Raw genomic sequence first — 19,851 nt, forward strand, 5'->3', positions numbered from 1 at the left:
GCGCATGGCGCACGCTGGGTTCAGCACGCCGTTCCGGCGGTGGGAAGCCGGTTCGACGACGTTCCCTTGTCGCCGGATTCGCCCGATCGAATTCGGTGGCATCGGCCTTCAAGCCGGGCCGCGTGACGGGCGGGCGCAAGCGGCTGGAGCATGCATTCTCGGGAGGAAGCGGGATCGCGGCGGTTCGCCCTCACCCCTTGTCCTCGCCCGGAGGGAGAGGAGGACGGTGCCGTGCGGGTTCGCCATGCGCGCTGGTGGGCCCGCGGCTCCAGGTGCTCGGTGCGTCCTTGTTATTCGGGATCGTAATCGAGATTGGATGCCAGCCAGCGCTCCACCTGCGGCAGCTCCACACCCTTGCGCTTGGCGTAGTCGGCGGCCTGTTCCTTCGATACACGGCCGACCACGAAATACTGGCTCTGCGGATGACTGAAGTAGTAGCCGGAGACCGCCGCCGTGGGCAGCATCGCGAAACTTTCCGTCAGCGACATGTCGGCGTTCCGGCCGGCATCGAGCAGGCGGAACAGCGTGCCTTTCTCGCTGTGCTCCGGGCAGGCCGGATAGCCCGGGGCGGGGCGGATGCCGACGTACCGCTCGGCGATCAGCGCCTCGTTGTCCAGCGACTCGTCCGGCACATAGCCCCAGAACTCCTTGCGCACGCGCTGGTGCAGGCGTTCGGCCAGCGCTTCGGCGAGGCGGTCGGCCAACGCTTTCAGCAGGATGGCGTTGTAGTCGTCATGGTCGGCTTCGAAGCGGGCCACATGCGCATCGATGCCGATGCCGGCGGTCACGGCGAACATGCCGATCCAGTCCTGCCGGCCGGAGTCCTTGGGTGCGATGAAGTCGGCCAGGCAGAAATCCGGACGCTCGACCGGCTTGTCGACCTGTTGGCGGAGGAAGTGCAGGCGCTCCATGGCGCCATCGACCTGCAGTTCGACATCGTCGCCGACGCTGTTGGCGGGCCACAGGCCGAACACGGCTTTCGCCTTCAGCCATTTCTCGTCGACGATCTTCACCAGCATCGCGCGCGCGTCGCGGTACAGCTCGCTGGCCTGGGGACCGACGACATCGTCGGTCAGGATCGCCGGATACTTGCCGAACAACTCCCAGGCGTTGAAGAACGGCGTCCAGTCGATGCAGTCCACCAGCTCGGCCAGCGGGTAGTCGTCGAACACGTGCAGGCCGGGCTGGTGCGGTGCGGGCGGAACATAGCCGGCCCATCCACCGTCGAAGCGCTGGCCACGGGCCTTCTCCAGCGACACCAGTCGCTTGGCGTCGCCGCGGTTCTTGTGGCGCTCGCGGATCTCGGCGTAGTCGGCATCGTTGGCGGCGACGAAGGCCGCGCGCATGTCGCGCGAAATCAGCGACTGGGCGACGCCGACCGCACGCGAGGCGTCCTTCACCCAGACCGTCGGTGCGGTGTAGTGGGGATCGATCTTCAACGCCGTGTGCGCGCGCGAGGTCGTGGCGCCGCCGATCAGCAGCGGCATCTCGAATCCCTGGCGCTGCATCTCGCGGGCGACATGGGTCATTTCCTCCAGCGACGGCGTGATCAGTCCGGACAGGCCGATCAGGTCGGCATTTTCCGCCTTCGCCGTGTCGAGGATCTTCTGCGTGGGCACCATCACGCCCAGGTCGACGACATCGAAGTTGTTGCAGGCCAGCACCACGCCGACGATGTTCTTGCCGATGTCGTGCACGTCGCCCTTGACCGTGGCCATGACGATCTTGCCGTTGGACTTGCCTACGTCGCCGGTGCGCAGTTTTTCCGCCTCGATGAAGGGCAGCAGGTAGGCCACCGCCTTCTTCATCACCCGCGCCGACTTCACCACCTGCGGCAGGAACATCTTGCCGGCGCCGAACAGGTCGCCGACCACGTTCATGCCGTCCATCAGGGGCCCTTCGATCACGTCGAGCGGACGCGTGGCCTGCTGGCGCGCTTCTTCAGTGTCCTGGTCGACGAAGGCATCGATGCCATGCACCAGCGCGTGCGTCAGGCGCTCGCGCACCGGCTTCTCGCGCCAGGCCAGGTTCTCGACCCGCGCTTCGCCCTTCTTGCCCTTGTAGCGGTCGGCGATCTCGAGCAGTCGCTCGGTGGCGTCGTTGCGACGGTTGAGGATCACATCCTCCACACGTTCGCGCAGGTCGGCGTCCAGGTCGTCGTAGACCGGCAGGCCGCCGGCGTTGACGATGCCCATGTCCATGCCGGCCTGGATGGCGTGGTACAGGAACACGGAATGGATCGCCGCGCGCACGGGCTCGTTGCCGCGGAACGAGAACGATACGTTGGACACGCCGCCGGAGACGTGGCAGTGCGGCAGCGTCCGCTTGATGATGCGGGTCGCCTCGATGAAGTCGACGGCGTAGTTGTCGTGCTCCTCGATGCCGGTGGCGACGGCGAAGATGTTCGGGTCGAAGATGATGTCTTCGGGCGGGAAGCCGACTTCTTCGGTCAGGATGCGGTACGCGCGGGTACAGATCTCGACCTTGCGTGCGCAGGTGTCGGCCTGGCCGGTCTCGTCGAACGCCATGACCACCGCGGCGGCGCCGTAGCGCAACACCTTGCGGGCGTGGTCGATGAACGCCTCTTCGCCTTCCTTCAGCGAGATCGAGTTGACGACGCCCTTGCCCTGCAGGCATTTCAGGCCGGCTTCGATCACGCTCCATTTCGACGAGTCGACCATCACCGGAATGCGGGCGATGTCGGGTTCGGACGCGATCAGGTTGAGGAAGCGGTCCATCGCCTTCTCGGAATCGATCAGGCCTTCGTCCATGTTGACGTCGAGGATCTGCGCGCCGTTGGCGACCTGCTGGCGCGCGACTTCGACGGCTTCCTCGTAGCGCTCTTCCTTGATCAGCTTGCGGAACTGTGCACTGCCGGTGACGTTGGTGCGCTCGCCGACGTTGACGAACAGCAGGTCCGGCGTGATGACCAGCGGCTCCAGGCCGGAAAGGCGGGTATGGAGCGCGGGCGTGCTCATGCGGCCTGCTCCAGGCGGGCGGCCAGCCGGCGCGGCGGGATGCCGGCGACCGCCTCGGCAATCGCCCTGATGTGCGGGGGCGTGGTGCCGCAACACCCGCCCACGAGGTTGAGCAGGCCGGACTGCGCGAATTCCTTCAGGGTGGCCGCCATTTCCTCCGGCGTTTCGTCGTACTCGCCGAAGGCATTCGGCAGGCCTGCATTCGGGTGCGCGCTGACGTACGCATCGGCGACCGTCGCCAGCGTCTCGACATGCTCGCGCAGGTCCTTCGCGCCCAGCGCGCAGTTCAGCCCGATCGACAGCGGACGGCTGTGCGCCACCGAGGTGTAGAACGCTTCGGCCGTCTGGCCGGACAGCGTGCGGCCGGAAGCATCAGTGATGGTGCCGGAGATCATCACCGGCAGGCGGCCCCCACGCGCGTCGAACACCTCCTCGATCGCGTACAGCGCTGCCTTGGCGTTGAGCGTATCGAAGATGGTCTCGACCATCAGCGTGTCGGCACCGCCGTCGATCAGGCCTTCGATCGCCTCCCGGTACGTGGTCCGCAGTTCGTCGAAATTCGTGTTGCGGAAGCCCGGATCGTTGACGTCGGGGCTGATCGAGGCGGTACGGCTGGTCGGCCCGAGCACGCCGATGACGAAGCGGGGCTTGTCGGGCGTGGTCGCCTCGATGGCGTCGCAGCACTGCCGCGCCACCTGCGCGCCAGCCTTGTTCAACTCGTACACCAGATGTTCGAGGTGATAGTCGGCCTGGCTGATCGAGGTGGCGTTGAACGTGTTGGTCTCGACCAGGTCCGCGCCCGCTTCGAGATAGGCGGTATGCACGCCCGCGATGACCTCGGGCCTGGTCAGCAGCAGCAGATCGTTGTTGCCCTTCAGGTCGTGGTCGCAGCCGGGACCGTGCTCATGGGGATGGTTGCCATCGCAGCCGTCGGCGAAACGCTGGCCGCGATAGTCCGCCTCCTGCAGCCCGTGCTTCTGGATCATCGTGCCCATGGCGCCGTCGATGATCAGGATGCGCTGTTCCAGTGCATCCTCCAGCTGCTTGGCGCGTGCGGGGTTGAGCCAGGGGAGGGCCTTCATGGCTTGACGGCTGTCAGGGACAGAACTTCAAAATGGGGAGAACGACGCTCGCGCGTAACCATCTCGGCATTGGCGATCTCCAGGCCGGACCTTTCAGCGAATTTTCGTAGTTCCCTCTCGGTGAAGCCAAGGTTGACGTGCCCGTATGCTTCGACCACGGCGCGGTGCTCGTGCTTGCCGAGACTGCTGAGCAATAGGCGGCCCCCTCGGCGTAGCACGCGCGCGCCCTCCGCTACGGCCTGCGCAGGCTTGGCCGAGTATGTGAGTGCATGCATTAGCACGACGAGGTCGAAACTTCCGTCTTTGAATGGCAGCGCATGCATGTCACCTTCGCGGACTTCCACGTTCGGAAAGCGGCGCAGGCGCTCGCCGGCGGCGGCGACCACGCGCGTACTCGTATCGATGCAGACATAGCGCTTCGAGTGCGGTGAGAGCAGTTCGGCCAGCACGCCGTCGCCGGAGGCGATATCCAGCACGTCACCTGTCTCTAAAAGCGGCAGGGCGGTACGGGCCAATGCTTCCCAGGTGCGCCCGGGTGAGTAATGACGTTCCATGTCGCCGGCTACGCTGTCTGCCCAGTTCTGATCGGCGGCACGGTTCGCCAGCACGCCGGCGATGCGTTCAGCGTCCTGACGGAGCAGAGGATCATCGCTGCCATCACGTAGACTCTGCCATAGCTCGCGCTGAACGCCGTCCAGATTGTCCTCGCCGAACCGGTAATAGGCCGATACGCCTGCGCGCCGGTCTCTTACCAAGCCTGCCTCTTTCAGTTTCGCCAAATGGGTCGAAACGCGCGGCTGTGCCAGCTGCGTAATCGCCGAGAGTTCGGCCACGGTAAGCTCCTCCCTTGCCAACAACGCCAGCAGGCGCACGCGGGTGGGATCGGCGAACACTTTCAGCCGGGTCGACCAGGCCTCCAGATCCATAAATATCTTCCTATCGCGATATAGAGATATTTTGACGACTGAGCCTGTCCGAGGTCAACCCGTGGCATACGCCTACGGATGGTCGCGGGTTACAATTGGTATCTAATACTTGGTCGAGGGGTACCCGTGGATTTCGCATTCACCGAAGAGCAGTTGATGATCCAGGACGTCGCGCGCCGGATCGCCCAGGAGAAGATCGGCCCGAGCGCCGAACACCACGACCGGACCGGCGAGTTCCCGCTGGACAACATCCGCCTGCTGGGCGAGAACGGCCTGATGGGCATCGAAGTGCCGGCCGAGTACGGCGGTGCAGGCATGGACCCGGTCGCCTACGTGCTGGCGATGATCGAGATCGCCGCCGCGGACGCTGCGCATTCCACCATCGTGTCGGTGAACAACTCGCTGTTCTGCAACGGCATCCTGAAGTTCGGCACGGAAGCGCAGAAGCAGACCTACGTGCGCGCCATCGCCGAGGGCCGCGAGATCGGCGCGTTCGCATTGACCGAGCCGCAGTCGGGTTCCGATGCCACCGCGATGCGTTGCCGCGCCGTGAAGCAGGCCGACGGCAGCTTCGTCATCAACGGCAAGAAGAGCTGGATCACCTCCGGTCCGGTGGCCAAGTACATCGTGCTGTTCGCGATGAGCGAACCGGACAAGGGCGCGCGTGGCATCACCGCCTTCATGATCGACACGGAAAAGGCCGGCTTCCACCGCGGCAAGACCGAGCCGAAGCTGGGCATCCGCGCCTCGGCGACCTGTGAGATCGAGTTCAACGATTATGTGGCGCCTGCCGCCGACGTGCTGGGCAACGAGGGCGAAGGCTTCAAGATCGCGATGAGCGTACTGGACGCGGGCCGCATCGGCATCGCCTCGCAGGCCATCGGCATCGCCCGCGCCGCCTACGAGGCGACCATCGCCTACGTGAAGGAACGCAAGGCCTTCGGCGCGCCGATCGGCACGTTCCAGATGACCCAGGCAAAGATCGCCGACATGAAGTGCAAGCTGGACGCCGCTACGCTGCTGACCCTGCGTGCGGCATGGGTGAAGGGCCAAGACCAGCGCTTCAGCAACGAAGCCGCCATCGCCAAGCTCACCGCGTCCGAGGCCGCCATGTGGATCACCCACCAGGCGCTGCAGATCCACGGGGGCATGGGCTATTCGAAGGAAATGCCGATCGAGCGGTATTTCCGCGACGCCAAGATCACCGAGATCTACGAAGGCACCAGCGAGATCCAGCGCCTGGTCATCGCGCGCAACGAAACCGGCCTGCGATGAGTCCGTCGTGATGCCCGGGAACGCCGCCGCCAGGCGGCGTTCTTCATTCCGGGTGCGGGTCTTCCAACCCCCGTCTTTGGTCATGGGACCTCGAGGGCGGCGGTCCGCTAGAGTGTCGCGATGCGGGGGTCCGTCCCCCGTTTTCCTCCCTGGAGACCCCGATGCGTAAAACCCTGATCGTCTGTGCCCTCACGCTGGCCCTGGCCGCCTGCGACAAGGGCAATGCTCCCGCCGGCGCAGCCGCCGATGCCGCGGCGCCGGTGGCGTCCGCCGCCGATGTCGCTGCCGAGAGCAAGCGCCTGAACGAATGGTTCGAGAAGAAGTACGAGGAGCAGCTCAAGTTCAGCCCGATCCAGCTGACCTTCCAGGGCCGCAAGGACCTGTACGACCAGGTCGACGACATGTCCGAACAGGCCTCGCGCGACCAGGTCGCCTGGCAGAAGGCCAGCGTCGAGGAGATGGAGAAGTCCTTTGACTACGCCAAGCTCGACGACGAGACCAAGTTCTCCTATGACCTGTGGAAGCTGCAGTACGAGAACGCGCGCGATGGCCTGCCGTTCATGCAGGACGGCTACGCCTTCGACCAGATGAACGGCGCCCAGGGTTTCTGGCCGACCTTCCTGATCAGCTTCCACAAGGTCGACGACGAAGCGGATTACACCGCCTACGTCGCACGCCTCAAGGCCACCCAGCGCGCGTTCGGCCAGTTGCTGGAGCGCGCACGCGCCTCGGCTGCGCAGAACATCCGTCCGCCGAAGTTCGCCTACGAGGGCGTGATCGACCAGGCGAAGAAGGTCGTGACCGGCGCGCCGTTCACCGCCGGCAAGGACTCGGCGATCTGGGCCGATGCCCAGGCCAAGGCCGATGCGCTGGTGAAGGCCGGCAAGATCGACGCCGCCCGCGCCACCGCGTTGAAGGATGAGGCGCGCAAGGCGCTGCTGGAGCAGTTCAAGCCGGCCTACGACGGCGTGATCGCCTGGAGCGAAGAGGAACTGCCGAAGGCGGCCGTCAACGCCACCGGGGTGGGCACCACGCATCCGAACGGCAAGGCGTACTACGAGTACCAGCTGAAGCAGATGACGACCACCGGCATGAGCGCCGAGGAGATCCATGCGCTGGGCCTGAAGGAAGTCGAGCGCATCAAGGGCGAAATGACCGCGCTGAAGGACAAGGTCGGCTTCAAGGGCGACCTGGAAGCGTTCTTCGCCTTCATCGACACCGACAAGCAGTTCAAGTATCCGAACACCGACGCTGGCCGCCAGGCCTACATCGACGACGCCACCCGCGCCATCGACAACATCAAGAAGGTGCTGCCGGAGTATTTCGGCCTGCTGCCGAAGGCGGACCTGGTGGTCAAGCGCGTCGAGTCGTTCCGCGAGCAGGATGGCGCCGCCCAGCACTACTTCCCCGGCACGCCGGACGGTTCGCGTCCGGGCGTGTACTACGCGCACCTGTCCGACATGAACGCCATGCCGAAGCCGGAGCTCGAGGTCATCGCGTACCACGAGGGCCTGCCGGGCCACCACATGCAGATCTCGATCGCGCAGGAGCTGACCGGCGTGCCGAAGTTCCGTACCCAGTACAACGTCACCGCGTATGCGGAAGGCTGGGGCCTGTACTCGGAATGGCTGGCGAAGGAGATGCCGGGCACCTATCAGGACCCGTACTCCGAGTTCGGTCGCCTGAGCTCGGAAATGTGGCGCGCGATCCGCCTGGTGGTGGATACCGGCCTGCATGCGAAGGGCTGGACCGAGCAGCAGGCGGTGGAGTACTTCGACGCCAACAGCGCGGTGCCGCGTGCGGCCATCGAGTCGGAGATCAAGCGCTACCTGATCATGCCGGGCCAGGCCACGGCCTACAAGATCGGCATGATCAAGATCCAGGAGTTGCGCAAGAAGGCCGAAACCGAACTGGGCGACAAGTTCGACATCAAGGGCTTCCACGACACCGTGCTCGGCGGCGGTGCGCTGCCGCTGACGCTGCTGGAGCGTCGCGTGGACCAGTGGATCGCGAAGCAGAAGGCGGCCAAGCCGGCCTGAGCTTCCGCGAGGTGTATCAAGAACCCCGGCCTTGTGCCGGGGTTCTTCGTTTCAGGGTCAGTGCGTCTGCGTCAGCAGGCCGAGGTTCGCCGGCAACCAGGCGTCCAGCGGGGTGGGCGACTGGCCGGTAAGACGTGCGTAGTCTCCCGTGACTTCACCCAGGTCGCCTGCGGCGGTGGCGGCATCGAACGAGGCGAACACATCGGCCAGCGCCGGCGGGAAACCGTGCGTTTTCAGGCCTTCGACCAACTGCTCAGGGGTGATGTCGATGACGGTCAGGGGTTTGCCGGCGAGTGCGGAGACGCGGGCGGCGATGTCGCGCGCCGACCATGCCTGTTCGCCGGTCAGCGTGAGCACCCCGTTGGACGTCTCGTCGGACGCGAGGGCGGCCGCCGCAGCGCGCGCCAGATCGTCGCGCGCGATGTAGGCGATGCGGCCTTCGCCCGACGCGGTTGCCCACTCGCCGGATGCCAGCGCGCCGGGCAGGGAATAGGCCAGGTTCTCGAAGTACCAGGCGTTGCGCAGTACGGTCCAGCCCAGCAGTGATGCCGACAGCGACTGTTCGGTACCCCAGTGGTCCGGCGCGAACGACACATGCGATGTGTCGGCGGATGGCAGCGAGGTGTAGACGACATGCGTCACCCCGGCATCGGCCGCGGCCTGCACGGCGGCGCGATGCTGGGTCAGGCGCTTGCCGGGTTCCAACAGCGCATCGGTACTGACGAGCAGCAGGCGGTCGGCACCGGCGAAGGCAGGGGCCAGCGTGCCGGGCTGGTCGAAGTCGGCGGCACGCACGGTGACGCCGCGGGCAGCCAGGTCGGCGAGGCCGTCAGGGGAGCGGCTGGTGGCGATGATGCGTCCGGCCGGAACCTTCAGCGTGTCCAGCAGGTGGCGGACGACGGCACCACCGAGGTGCCCGGATGCGCCGGTGACCAGCAGGGTGGGGGCGGGCGTGTTCATGACGGCTCCTGTGTGTGGTAATGGAAAGGATGTTGGTTACGCTATGGTAGTAATGGCTGCCGCGCCCACAAGCAGGGAGCCCCAAGTAACCCGGTTACCGCCAGGTAACCATGGGCCGGAGATCGACCATGACGCTGCACCGCCAATCCCTGATCCTTACCGAGAACTGCCCGATCCGCGACGTGCTGGACCGGCTGGGCGACCGCTGGACCGTCCTGGTGCTGCATGAGCTAGCCGGGGGTACGTTGCGCTTCACCGAAGTGCGCAAGCGCATCGCGGACATCTCGCCGCGGATGCTGGCGCAGACCTTGCGTCGTCTCGAACAGGATGGACTGGTGCGGCGCGAGGTGTTCCCCACGGTGCCGCCGCGCGTGGATTACGCGTTGACGCCGCTGGGTACCTCGTTCTTCGAACGCATCGAGATGCTCGCGCAATGGGCGTCCGACCACCACGACGAAGTGCGCGCCGCGCGCCATGCGTATGTGGCGCCGGCCGCCAATGCGCCGCTTTGAGCGTGTGGCTGCAGAAGAGGCTTCAGCCCCGACGCCCTGCGCGAAGCATCGTGTCCGCAACCCTGCCTGCAAAAAGCGTACCTCGAAGTAAAAAAGAAACCCCGGCATCGCCGGGGTTTCGGGTCTTGCGAAAGCGTTGCCCGCCGGTCAGTGGCCGGTCGCCGGCTCCGGCGGCAGTCCGTCGCCATCGTCGTGCTGCGACACGTTCTCGCGATCGCGGTCGTGCGCATGGTCGCGGGCCAGGTACAGGTAGAACGCCGGCAGCACGAACAGCGTGAACAGCGTGCCGATGGTCATGCCCGAGGCGATGACCACGCCCATCGAGAAGCGCGACGCGGCGCCCGGGCCGCTGGCGATCAGCAGCGGGATCATCGCGAACACCAGTGCTGCGGTGGTCATCAGCACCGGGCGCAGGCGGATGGCGGCGGCTTCCTCGATCGCTTCGCGCTTGGACAGGCCGCGTTCCATCTGCAGCTTGTTGGCGAACTCCACGATCAGGATGCCGTGCTTGGAAATCACGCCAACCAGCGTCACCAGGCCCACCTGCGTGTAGATGTTGATGCTCATGCCGGGGAAGGCCTCGATCTGCATCATGCCGAGGATGCCGCTGAGGATCGCCAGCACGTTGACCGTCAGCAGTGCGCCGCAGATCGCCATCGGTACCGTCAGCAGCATGATCAGCGCATCGCGGAAGCTCTCGAACTGTGCCGACAGCACCAGGAAGATCACGATCAGCGCCAGCGCCAGCGTCACCAGCATGGCGGCGCCTTCCTGCTTGAACTGCCGCGACTCGCCGGCGTAGTCCACCGAATAGCCCTGCGGCAGGACCTCTTTGGCGGCCTGGTCGAGGATCGCGAGCGCTTCGCCCTTGCTCACGCCGGGGCGCGGCGCAAACATGATCGACACTGCATTGAGCTGCTGGAACCGTTTCAGCGACTGCGGCTGTGCGGTTTCCTTCAGCGTCACCAGGGTCGACAGCGGGATCAGCTCGCCGTCGCGGGTGCGGGTGTAGTAGTTCTCCAGGTCGCTGGCGTTGAGGCGGTCGCTGCGCTGCACCTGCGGGATCACCAGGTACGAACGGTTCTGCATCGCGAAGCGGTTGGTGTAGCCGCCGGACAGCATCGCCGCCATGTCGGCGGCCAGCGTGCGCATGTCGATGCCGAGGCTGGCAGCCTTCTCGCGGTCGATGTTGACCTCGATACGCGGCTTGTCGATCTTCAGGTCCTTGTCGAGGAAGATGAAGCGCTTGCTCTCCATCGCCTTCACGACGATCTGCTCGGCCAGCTCGTTCAGCTGGCTCAGTTCGCCGACGCCGCCGATGACGAACTCGCCGCCGCCGCCGTCGCCGCCCGCGCTGGGCAGCGAGGGTGGCACCAGCGCGAAGATGTTCAAACCGCTGACCTGGCTCATCTTCGGCTGCAGTTCCTGCTGCAGTACCGCGTTGGTCGAACGGTCGCGCTCGCTCCACGGCTTCAGCACGAAACCGGCCATCGCGCTGGGGCTGGCGCCGCCGCCGCTGCCGCCGAAACCGCCGTTGAACAGGAAGTAGTCCTGCACTTCCGGCACGCCCTTGGCGATCGACGTGACTTCTTCGGTGTAGCGTTCCACGTAGTCGAGTGTGGAGTAGGGATCGGCGCTGGCGACCGAGAAGATGAAGCCCTCGTCTTCCAGTGGTGCCGGCTCCTTGGGGGCCGTCATGTACAGGAAGGCGCACGCGACCAGCACCAGGATGCCGAACACGCCGACGACCGCCTTGGTTTCCATCGTGCCGTGCAGGCGGCGCTGGTAGCCGGCGTTGAGCTTGTCGAAGCGCTCGTCCAGCCACTTCTCCAGCTTGCCCTTGCCGCCGTCGCCATGCGGCTTGAGGATCTTGGCGCACATCATCGGCGTCAGCGTCAGCGCGATGACGCCCGACAGCAGCACCGAGCCGGCCAGGGTGAAGGCGAATTCGGTGAACAGCACGCCCGTCATGCCGCCCTGGAAGCCGATCGGCAGGTACACCGCGACCAGCGTGGTGGTCATGGCGACCACCGGCCAGGCCAGTTCGCGCGCGCCCTTGATCGCTGCCTCGTAGGGCGACATGCCCTCCTCGATGTGCCGGTGGATGTTCTCCAGCACGATGATGGCGTCATCGACCACGATGCCGATCGCCAGCACCATCGCCAGCAGGGTCAGCAGGTTGATGGTGAAGCCCATCAGTAGCATCAGGAACAGCGCGCCCACGAGCGACAGCGGGACCGTCACCGCCGGGATCAGTACGCTGCGCAGCGAACCCAGGAACAGGAAGATCACCACGATCACGATGATCACCGCTTCGACAATCGTGCTGACCACCTCGTCGATGGCGTCCTGGATCTGTTCGGTGCTGTCGTACGGGATGGTCGCCTTGATGCCTTCCGGCAGCTGCGGCACGATCTCGCCGTCCCACAGGGCACGGACGTTCTTGATGACGTCCAGCGAGTTCGCGTCCGGCGACACGAAGATGCCCATGAACGTGGCCGCCTCGCCGTTGATGCGCACCGAGGTGCCGTAGCTTTCAGAGCCCAGTTGCACGTCGGCGACGTCGCCGAGCCGCACGATGGCGCCGTACTGCTCGCGGATGATCAGCTGACGGAATTCCTCGGCGCTGCGCAGGTCGGTGCGCGCGGTCATGTCGATCGCGACCATCTGGCCCTTGGTCGAACCGACCGCGGCCAGCACGTTGTTCGACGACAGTGCCGTCGACACGTCGCTGGCGGTGACCTGCAGCGCCGTCATGCGGTCCGGCTTCAGCCACACGCGCATCGCGAACGTGCCCGCACCGAGGATGTCGGCGCGCTGCACGCCGGACACGGTGACCAGCTTCGGCTGCACCACGCGGGTCAGGTAGTCGGTGATCTGGTTGTTGTCGAGCGTCTCGCTGGCGAACGACACGTACATCGCCGCGATCTGCTGGCCTTGCTGCAGGTCGATCACCGGGTCTTCCGATTCCGGCGGCAGCTGGCCGCGCATCTTGTTGACCTTCGCGGCGATCTGGGTGAGCGCCTCGTTGGGATCCTGGTCCAGCTTGATGTAGGCCTGGATGATGCTGACGCCGGCCGAGCTGGTCGAGCTGAGGTATTCGATGCCCTCGGCGCTGGCGACTTCACGTTCCAGCGGCGTGGTGATGAAGCCTTGGATCAGGTCGGCGTCCGCGCCGTAATACGTGGTGCTGATGTTGACCACGGCGTTGCGCAGTTCGGGATACTGCCGCACGTTCAATTCGGTGAACGAGCGCAGGCCGAACAGCAGGATGAACAGGCTGACGACGATCGCCAGCACCGGTTTGTTGATGAAGATGTCGGTGAATTTCATGCCGGCGCTCCGTCAACGGTTTTCGGGCTTGGGCTGCGCCTCGGTCACCGGCTGCACCTTGTTGTTGACCGTCACCTCGGCATCGTTGCGCAGCTTCAGCAGGCCGCTGGTCGCCACGCGCTCGCCGGGCTTCAGGCCCTCGGTGACCGCGATCAGGTCGCCGCGGGTGGCGCCGGTCTTGACGAAGCGCTGGCGCACGATCAGCTTCTTGCCGGTCAGCGGCTTGCCCTGCATGTCCTTCTCGCCAGCAGCGCGATCGACCTCCTGGATCACGTACACCGCATTGCCGTAGGGGTTGAAGCTGATCGCGGTCTGCGGCACCACCACGACCTTGCGCGCATCGCCGGTGTCGAAGCCGACGTGGGCGAACGCGCCCGGCCGCAGGTTGTACTCGCCATTGGCCAGCGTCGCCTGCACCTTGAAGTTCCGGGTGGCGGGGTCGACCTGCGGCTCGACCGCGGTGACCTCGCCCTCGAATACTTGGCCGGGCAGGGCATCGACGGTCGCGCGGATCTTCGCGCCCGGCAGCACCTGGCCCACGCGCTGCTCGGGCAGGGTGAAGTCGAGGTAGATCGGGTCCAGCGCCTGCAGGCTGACGATGGCGTCGCCCGGGCTGAGGTACTGGCCCAGGTTGACCCTGCGGATGCCCAGCACGCCGTCGAACGGCGCGCGGATCGTCTTCTGCGCGATCAGGGCGCGCTGCGCCTCGACCTGCGCCAGCGAGGTCGCGGCCACCGTGGCGCGCTCCTCGGCTTCGGCCTGCGAGACCAGTTTGTCGCGCGCCAGCGCCTGCCAGCGGTCGCGCTGCACGGAGGCCAGCTTCGACGAGGCTTCCAGCGACTTCAGCACCGCCAGCTCATTGGCCGTGTTGAGCTGGGCCAGCACGGTGCCGGCCTTGACCGGCCTGCCGACGTCGATCGACAGGCTGCGCACGACGCCGCCGGCCTCGGTGGTGACGTCGGTACCGTTGATGGCCACGAACGTACCCACGGCCTGCTGCGCATCGACCCATTCCTCCTGCTTGGCCGTCCAGTCGGTCACGGCGGCGGCCGGCTGCGGCATGGTGTCGAAGAAGTCGTTCATGCCCTTGCTCATGATCGCCTTGACGGCGAACACGCCGCCGAAGATCACGACGACCGCAATCAGCATGAGGATCATGCGTTTGGTGGTGGAGGGCGTTTTCCGTGCGAGGGGATCTTTCCGTGTCATGGTCGGTGGGTCTTCGATGCGGGGGAGTCGGGAGAGCGACGAGCGGGCAGGCGCCGGTTCGACAGCATGTCGCGGACGATTATCACGGTTTGAGACGCGGGCCAGTAGTGCGATCAGGCCCTTGCGTGGCCAAGAGACCGGTGGGTAAACGTCGTTTCCGGCCTCGCCCGAACCCGGGTGCCGGCGAAACTTCCGTTACGCTGCTGTGGTGGCGATGCAGGATGCGGCCCGAAACGAAAACAGCCCCGACACCGGTCGGGGCTGTTGAAGGTGCGGGATCGCGGCCCGGCTCAGCGGGACGCCGGTTTTTCCTGTTCCAGCAGGTATTCCTTCGAGGGCTCGTCCATCTTGTCGCCCAGCACGCGGCGCACCGCCACGAAGAACACCGGGATCAGCAGCAGGCCGAGGAAGGTGGCGAAGAACATGCCGCCGATGACGCCGGTGCCGATCGCGTGGCGGGCATTGGCGCCCGCACCGGTCGAGATCGCCATCGGCAGCACGCCCATGATGAAGGCGAACGAGGTCATCAGGATCGGGCGGAAGCGCAGGTGCGATGCGGTGATCACGGCGTCGCGCAGGGTCTTGCCCTGCTTGCGCTCCATGACGGCGAACTCGACGATCAGGATCGCGTTCTTCGCGGCCAGGCCGATGATGGTGATCAGGCCGATCTTGAAGAACAGGTCGTTCGACAGGCCCGGGCGCAGCATCGTGAACAGCACCGCGCCCAGGGCGCCCAACGGCACCACCAGCAGCACCGCCACGGGGATCGACCAGCTCTCGTACAGGGCCGCCAGGCAGAGGAACACCACCACGATCGACAGCACCATCAGCAGCGTGGCGCTGTTGCCGGCCAGGATCTCCTGGTACGACATGCCGCTCCAGTCGTAGCCAAAGCCCTGCGGCAGCTGTCCAGTGACGATGTTCTCCATCGTCGTCATCGCCTGGCCGGACGAACTGCCGGGTGCGGCGGAACCGTTGATGTTCACCGCGGAGTAGCCGTTGTAACGCGACAGCGACGGCGGTACCGAGGACCACGAAGACTGCACGACGTTCGACAGCGGGATCATCGCGCGGCCCCCGCTGGCGTCGGTCTGCTGGCTGCTGGGCGAGTAGATCCTCGCCAGCGACTCCGCGCCGGTGCGGTACGGCGCGTCGGCGCGCATGTTCACCCGCTTGATGCGGCCCTCGTAGAAGAAGTCGTTGACGTACACCGGCGCCAGCATCAGCTGGATGCCGTTGTAGATGTCGCTGAGCGACATGCCCATCGACTGCGCCTGCACGCGGTCCACGTGCAGCTGCAGCTGCGGTGCGTTCTCCAGCGTGTTGGGACGCACGGCCATCAGGCTCTTGTCCTGCGCCGCCGCACCCAGCAACTGGTTGCGCGCCGCCATCAGGGCGTCCTCGCCCAGGCCGGCGCGATCCTGCAGCCACATGTCGAAGCCGCCGAACTGGCCCAGGCCCTGGATCGTCGGCAGGTTCACCACGAAGATCTGCGCACCCTTGATGCCGTAGAAACGCTGGTTCGCCTGCTGGATGAACTCCGGTACGGTGATGTCGCGCTCGTCCCAGGGCTTGAGCCGGATGAAGGCCATGCCGACATTCTCGCCGCGCCCCAGGAAGCTGAAGCCCGCCACCTCCATCACGCCGTCGAAGCCGTCCATCTGCTGCAGCGTGCCGCGCACCTGGTTGAACACCTCCTTGGTCTTCTGCAGCGAGTTGCCGGGCGGCAGCTGCACGATGGCCAGCGCGTAGCCCTGGTCTTCCTCGGGCACGAAACTGCTGGGCAGGCGGGTGAACAGGAAGCCCGCCAGCACGGTGAGCAACGCGAAGACGATCATCCAGCGCGGCGCATGCTTGATGGCCGAGCCGATGTGGCCGACATAGGTCTTCTCGATCTTGCCGTAGTACTTCTCGAACGTGCGGAAGACGATGTTCTTCTTCTCGTGGCTGTCGTGCTCGTGCTGCTTGAGGAACGTCGCGCACAACGCCGGCGTGAAGCCCAGGGCAAGGAACGCCGAGAAGGCCATCGAGATGGCGATGGTCAGCGCGAACTGCTTGTAGATCTCGCCGGAGGCACCGCCCTGCAACGCCGACGGGATGAACACCGCCGCCAGCACCACGGTGATCGCGATGACCGCGCCGGTGATCTGGCCCATCGCCTTGATCGTCGCTTCGCGCGGCGGCAGTTTTTCCTCCGCCATGATGCGTTCGACGTTCTCGATCACCACGATGGCGTCGTCCACCACGATGCCTATCGCGAGCACCAGGGCGAACATCGTCAGCTGGTTGATGGTGAAGCCGATCAGGCTCAGGCCCCAGAACGTGCCCAGCAGGGCAACCGGAATGACGAGTGTCGGAATGATGGTGGCGCGGAAGTTCTGCAGGAACACCAGCATCACCAGGAACACCAGGATCACCGCCTCGATCAGGGTCTTGACCACTTCCTCGATCGAGATCTTGACGAAGGTGGTGGTGTCGTACGGCGAGAACCAGCTGACGCCCGGCGGGAAGCTGGGCGCCAGCTCGTCCATCTTGGCGCGCACGGCCTCGGCCACGTTGAGCGCATTGGCGCCCGGCAGCAGCTGGATGGCGAAGGCGCCGACCGGCTTGCCGTTGAACTGGGTGTCGAAGCCGAAGTTCTGCGCGCCGAACTCGACGCGGGCCACATCCTTCAGGCGCACGGTGGAGCCATCGTTGTTGGCGCGCAGGATGATCTGCTCGAACTGCTCAGGCGAGGTGAAGCGGCCCTCGGCCGATACGGTGGCGGTGAACGCCTGGCCTTCCGGCGCAGGATCGGAACCGACCGAACCGGCGGCGAACTGCACGTTCTGCGCACGCACGGCCGTCAGCACTTCGGTGGCCGACAGGTTGTAGCCCTGCAGCTTGCCCGGGTCCAGCCACAGGTTCATGGCGTACTCGGAACCGAAGTGCTGGGTGCTGCCGACGCCGGGCACGCGCGAGATCTGGTCCAGCACGCGCGAGGCGACGATGTCGTTCAGGCGGTTGCGGTCGATGCTCGGGTTGTCGGACTGCAGGCCCACCACCATCAGGAAGCCCGCGTTGGCCTTGGCGACCACCACGCCCTGTGCGGTGACTTCGCTGGGCAGGCGCGGCGTCGCCAGCGACACCTTGTTCTGCACCTGCACCTGGGCGATGTCGGCGTCAGTGCCGGTCTGGAAGGTCAGGGTGATCGACGCCTGGCCAGCCGAACTGGAGCTGGAACTGAAGTACAGCAGGTTGTCGATGCCGGTGAGCTGCTGCTCGATCACCTGGGTGACCGATCGTTCGGTGGTCTCGGCGCTGGCGCCGGGGTAGGTCGCGCTGACGGTGACCTGCGGGGGCGCGATGGAAGGATAGGATTCGACGCCGAGGTTGAGGATCGCGATCACGCCAGCGAGCGAGATCAGGATCGACACGACCCAGGCGAAGATCGGGTGGTTGATGAAGAACTTGGGCATGGGGAAGGGTCCTTACTCGGCCTTGCCTTGCGCCGGCGCGGCCTTGGCCTGCTGGGCTTTGGCCGCAGCGGCCTGTTCGGCAGTGATGCCCTTGGCCGGCGCGCCTTCCTTGACCTTCTGCAGGCCTTCGACAATGACCTGGTCGCCCGCCGCCAGGCCGTCGGTGACCAGCCAGTTGGCACCGATCGCCTGCTGCGTGGTGACGTTCTTGCGCACGACATTGCCGTCCTTGCCGATCACCATCGCGTAGGCGCTGACGGTGTCGCGCTGGATGGCGCCCTGCGGGATCAGGAACGCGCCCTTCTGTTCGCCCAGCGTCGCGCGCAGGGTGACGAAGGTGCCCGGCAGCAGCGTACGGTCCGCGTTCGGCACGGTGGCGCGCAGCGAGACGCTGCCGGTCGCCGGATCGACGACGGTGTCGGAGAAGTCCAGCGTGCCGGTCTGGTCGATGGCCTGGCCGTTGGGCAGGATCACCTGCACCGTGCGCTGACCGTCGCCGGCCAGCTGCACCTTGCCATCGCCCTGGGCCTGGCGAAGGGTCTGCAGCTCACTGGAGCTCATCGAGAAATTGGCGTACAGCGAATCGATCTGGTCGATGGTGGTCAGCAGCGTCGCGTCGCCCTGGCCGACCAGCGCGCCCTCGGTGACCTGCTGCTTGCCGGCGCGGCCGGAAATCGGTGCGGTGACGGAGGCGTAGCCCAGGTTGATGCGGGCGCTCTCGACGTTGGCGCGGGCCTGCTGCACGGCGGCGGCCGCGCTGCGCTCGGCGGCTTCGGCATTGTCCAGGTCGGAGCGGGAGACGAACTTCTGTGGCGCCAGCTGGCGTGCGCGATCCGCCGCGACCTTCGCATTGGCGTACGTCGCCTGCGCCGATGCCAGCGTGGCCTGCGCCCCGCTCAGCGACGCCTGCAGCGGCGCCGGATCGATCAGGAACAGCGTCTGGCCTTCCTTGACGTCGCTGCCTTCCTTGTAGACGCGCTTCTGCACCACGCCCGGCACGCGGGCGCGCACGTCGGAACTGCGGATGGGCGAGAGGCGGCCCACCAGGTCGCGCTGCAGCGGTACGTCCTGCGGCGTCGCGCTCTGCACCACCACTTCGGGGGGCGGCATCTGCTGCGGTTCGGATTTGCTGCAGGCTGCGAGGATCGCCAGCAGCGCACTGGCCAGGGCGAGGGAACGGACGGGGGACGTCATGGGGAAGCTCCGTTTCTTTTTCTTGGAGACGTGGGAGAGGAAAGGGGTGAGCGGATGCGGCGGCCCGCAGGCGCGGCGGGCGGCGGGCCGTCGTCGGGGCGGGGTGCAAAGGCTTTCAGGAACGCGTCGACCGCGAATTCGGCCCAGCGGCGGCGCGCACGGTCGCCTGCGCGGTGGGCCACGCCGAAACGCTGACGGTCGAAGTCCATTCCCACGATCATGCTGAGCAACAGCTCCGCGGCGTAGTGCGGATCGTCATGCCCCAGCTGGCCCTGGTCCATCGCGTGCTGCAGCCAGGTGGCGAGGCGCCGGACGAGAGTATCGCAGGCTTGCTGGAACAGATCGCGTGCTTCATCGGGAAATTGGTGCGCTTCTGCGGTCAGCAGGCGGCTGGTCGACACGATGACGGGATCGCCGAGGTGCCGCAGGTGCTCCATGGCGAAGGCGAGCAGGGCGGCACGCGGATCTTCCACGACAGGCGACAGGGGCACGGTGGCCAGGTCCTGGTGTTCGGCGATCACGCTGCGCAGCAGTTCCTGCTTGCTGCCGAAATGCGCATACAGCGTCTGCTTGGAACAGCCGGCGCGCGCGGCGACGGTGTCCATGCTCATGCGGAACCCCTGTTCCGACATGAGTTCGCGCACGGCCTGGTGGACGCGCGCGCGACGCTGGTCGGATGCGGAGAGGGCGGGGGACGGACACATCGGATTTGGACTATACCGTCCAGTTCAGAATTTTGACAGGCTTGAAAACACGGCATTTCCGTGTACAAAGCCGGCGGCGTACTTGTAAAGGGCGCGTGACGAAACCCTGTGCTGTTCCGTGCGCTGCCGAATGTTGCAGCGGTTCTCGTCGATCCGCCGAGCGGCATCACGACAGGCGCTC

At 66.0% G+C, this 19,851-nt stretch carries 12 protein-coding genes; 3 read left to right on the top strand and 9 right to left on the bottom strand.

Annotation, left to right across the window (positions count from 1 at the left end):
• Window positions 1-290 precede the first annotated feature (290 nt).
• From metH to AC1Q5B_RS11940, 3 genes are read right to left on the bottom strand one after another with little or no spacing between them, the layout of a single operon-like run.
• Window positions 291-2,978 carry a methionine synthase gene (gene metH, locus AC1Q5B_RS11930; protein WP_492631872.1) on the bottom strand — a complete coding sequence of 896 codons (2,688 nt, stop codon included), beginning with the start codon at window positions 2,976-2,978 and terminating at the stop codon, window positions 291-293.
• Entirely contained in the window at window positions 2,975-4,060 is a 1,086-nt protein-coding gene (locus AC1Q5B_RS11935) for a homocysteine S-methyltransferase family protein (RefSeq protein ID WP_492631873.1), read from the bottom strand. The genes metH and AC1Q5B_RS11935 overlap by 4 nt, the downstream gene beginning before the upstream one ends.
• Window positions 4,057-4,986, bottom strand: a complete 930-nt coding sequence (locus tag AC1Q5B_RS11940; protein ID WP_492631874.1) for an ArsR/SmtB family transcription factor — start codon at window positions 4,984-4,986, stop codon at window positions 4,057-4,059. Before AC1Q5B_RS11940 ends, AC1Q5B_RS11935 begins: the two co-directional genes overlap by 4 nt.
• A 126-nt stretch (window positions 4,987-5,112) precedes the next feature.
• On the opposite strand from AC1Q5B_RS11940, the gene AC1Q5B_RS11945 reads away from it, so the two are divergent.
• Window positions 5,113-6,261, top strand: coding sequence for an acyl-CoA dehydrogenase family protein (locus tag AC1Q5B_RS11945; RefSeq protein WP_492631875.1), 1,149 nt, complete (start codon window positions 5,113-5,115; stop codon window positions 6,259-6,261).
• 161 nt (window positions 6,262-6,422) lie between these two features.
• Complete coding sequence (locus AC1Q5B_RS11950) at window positions 6,423-8,300, top strand: DUF885 domain-containing protein (RefSeq protein ID WP_492631876.1); 1,878 nt, start codon at window positions 6,423-6,425, stop codon at window positions 8,298-8,300.
• A 57-nt stretch (window positions 8,301-8,357) separates the two neighbouring features.
• Here the strand turns inward: AC1Q5B_RS11950 and AC1Q5B_RS11955 are convergent, their stop codons facing one another.
• Complete coding sequence (locus tag AC1Q5B_RS11955) at window positions 8,358-9,260, bottom strand: SDR family oxidoreductase (protein WP_492631877.1); 903 nt, start codon at window positions 9,258-9,260, stop codon at window positions 8,358-8,360.
• A gap of 128 nt (window positions 9,261-9,388) precedes the next feature.
• On the opposite strand from AC1Q5B_RS11955, the gene AC1Q5B_RS11960 reads away from it, so the two are divergent.
• Entirely contained in the window at window positions 9,389-9,772 is a 384-nt protein-coding gene (locus tag AC1Q5B_RS11960) for a winged helix-turn-helix transcriptional regulator (RefSeq protein ID WP_492631878.1), read from the top strand.
• Window positions 9,773-9,919: 147 nt separating this feature from the next.
• Here AC1Q5B_RS11960 and AC1Q5B_RS11965 read toward each other — a convergent pair whose 3' ends face one another.
• The 5 genes from AC1Q5B_RS11965 to AC1Q5B_RS11985 form a co-directional block, all read right to left on the bottom strand.
• A complete protein-coding gene (locus AC1Q5B_RS11965) occupies window positions 9,920-13,105 on the bottom strand; it encodes an efflux RND transporter permease subunit (RefSeq protein ID WP_492631879.1) in 3,186 nt (1,061 codons plus the stop codon).
• A gap of 12 nt (window positions 13,106-13,117) precedes the next feature.
• Window positions 13,118-14,263, bottom strand: coding sequence for an efflux RND transporter periplasmic adaptor subunit (locus AC1Q5B_RS11970; RefSeq protein ID WP_492631880.1), 1,146 nt, complete (start codon window positions 14,261-14,263; stop codon window positions 13,118-13,120).
• A gap of 341 nt (window positions 14,264-14,604) precedes the next feature.
• Window positions 14,605-17,772 carry a multidrug efflux RND transporter permease subunit gene (locus AC1Q5B_RS11975; protein WP_492631881.1) on the bottom strand — a complete coding sequence of 1,056 codons (3,168 nt, stop codon included), beginning with the start codon at window positions 17,770-17,772 and terminating at the stop codon, window positions 14,605-14,607.
• Between the two features lie 12 nt (window positions 17,773-17,784).
• Window positions 17,785-18,966 (bottom strand): efflux RND transporter periplasmic adaptor subunit, encoded by a 1,182-nt coding sequence (locus AC1Q5B_RS11980; RefSeq protein WP_492631882.1) that lies wholly within the window; start codon window positions 18,964-18,966, stop codon window positions 17,785-17,787.
• Complete coding sequence (locus AC1Q5B_RS11985; RefSeq protein ID WP_492631883.1) at window positions 18,963-19,670, bottom strand: TetR/AcrR family transcriptional regulator; 708 nt, start codon at window positions 19,668-19,670, stop codon at window positions 18,963-18,965. Before AC1Q5B_RS11985 ends, AC1Q5B_RS11980 begins: the two co-directional genes overlap by 4 nt.
• Between the last annotated feature and the right edge of the window lie 181 nt (window positions 19,671-19,851).

It is taken from the genome of Pseudoxanthomonas sp. GW835-FHT14C01 (assembly GCF_058793715.1).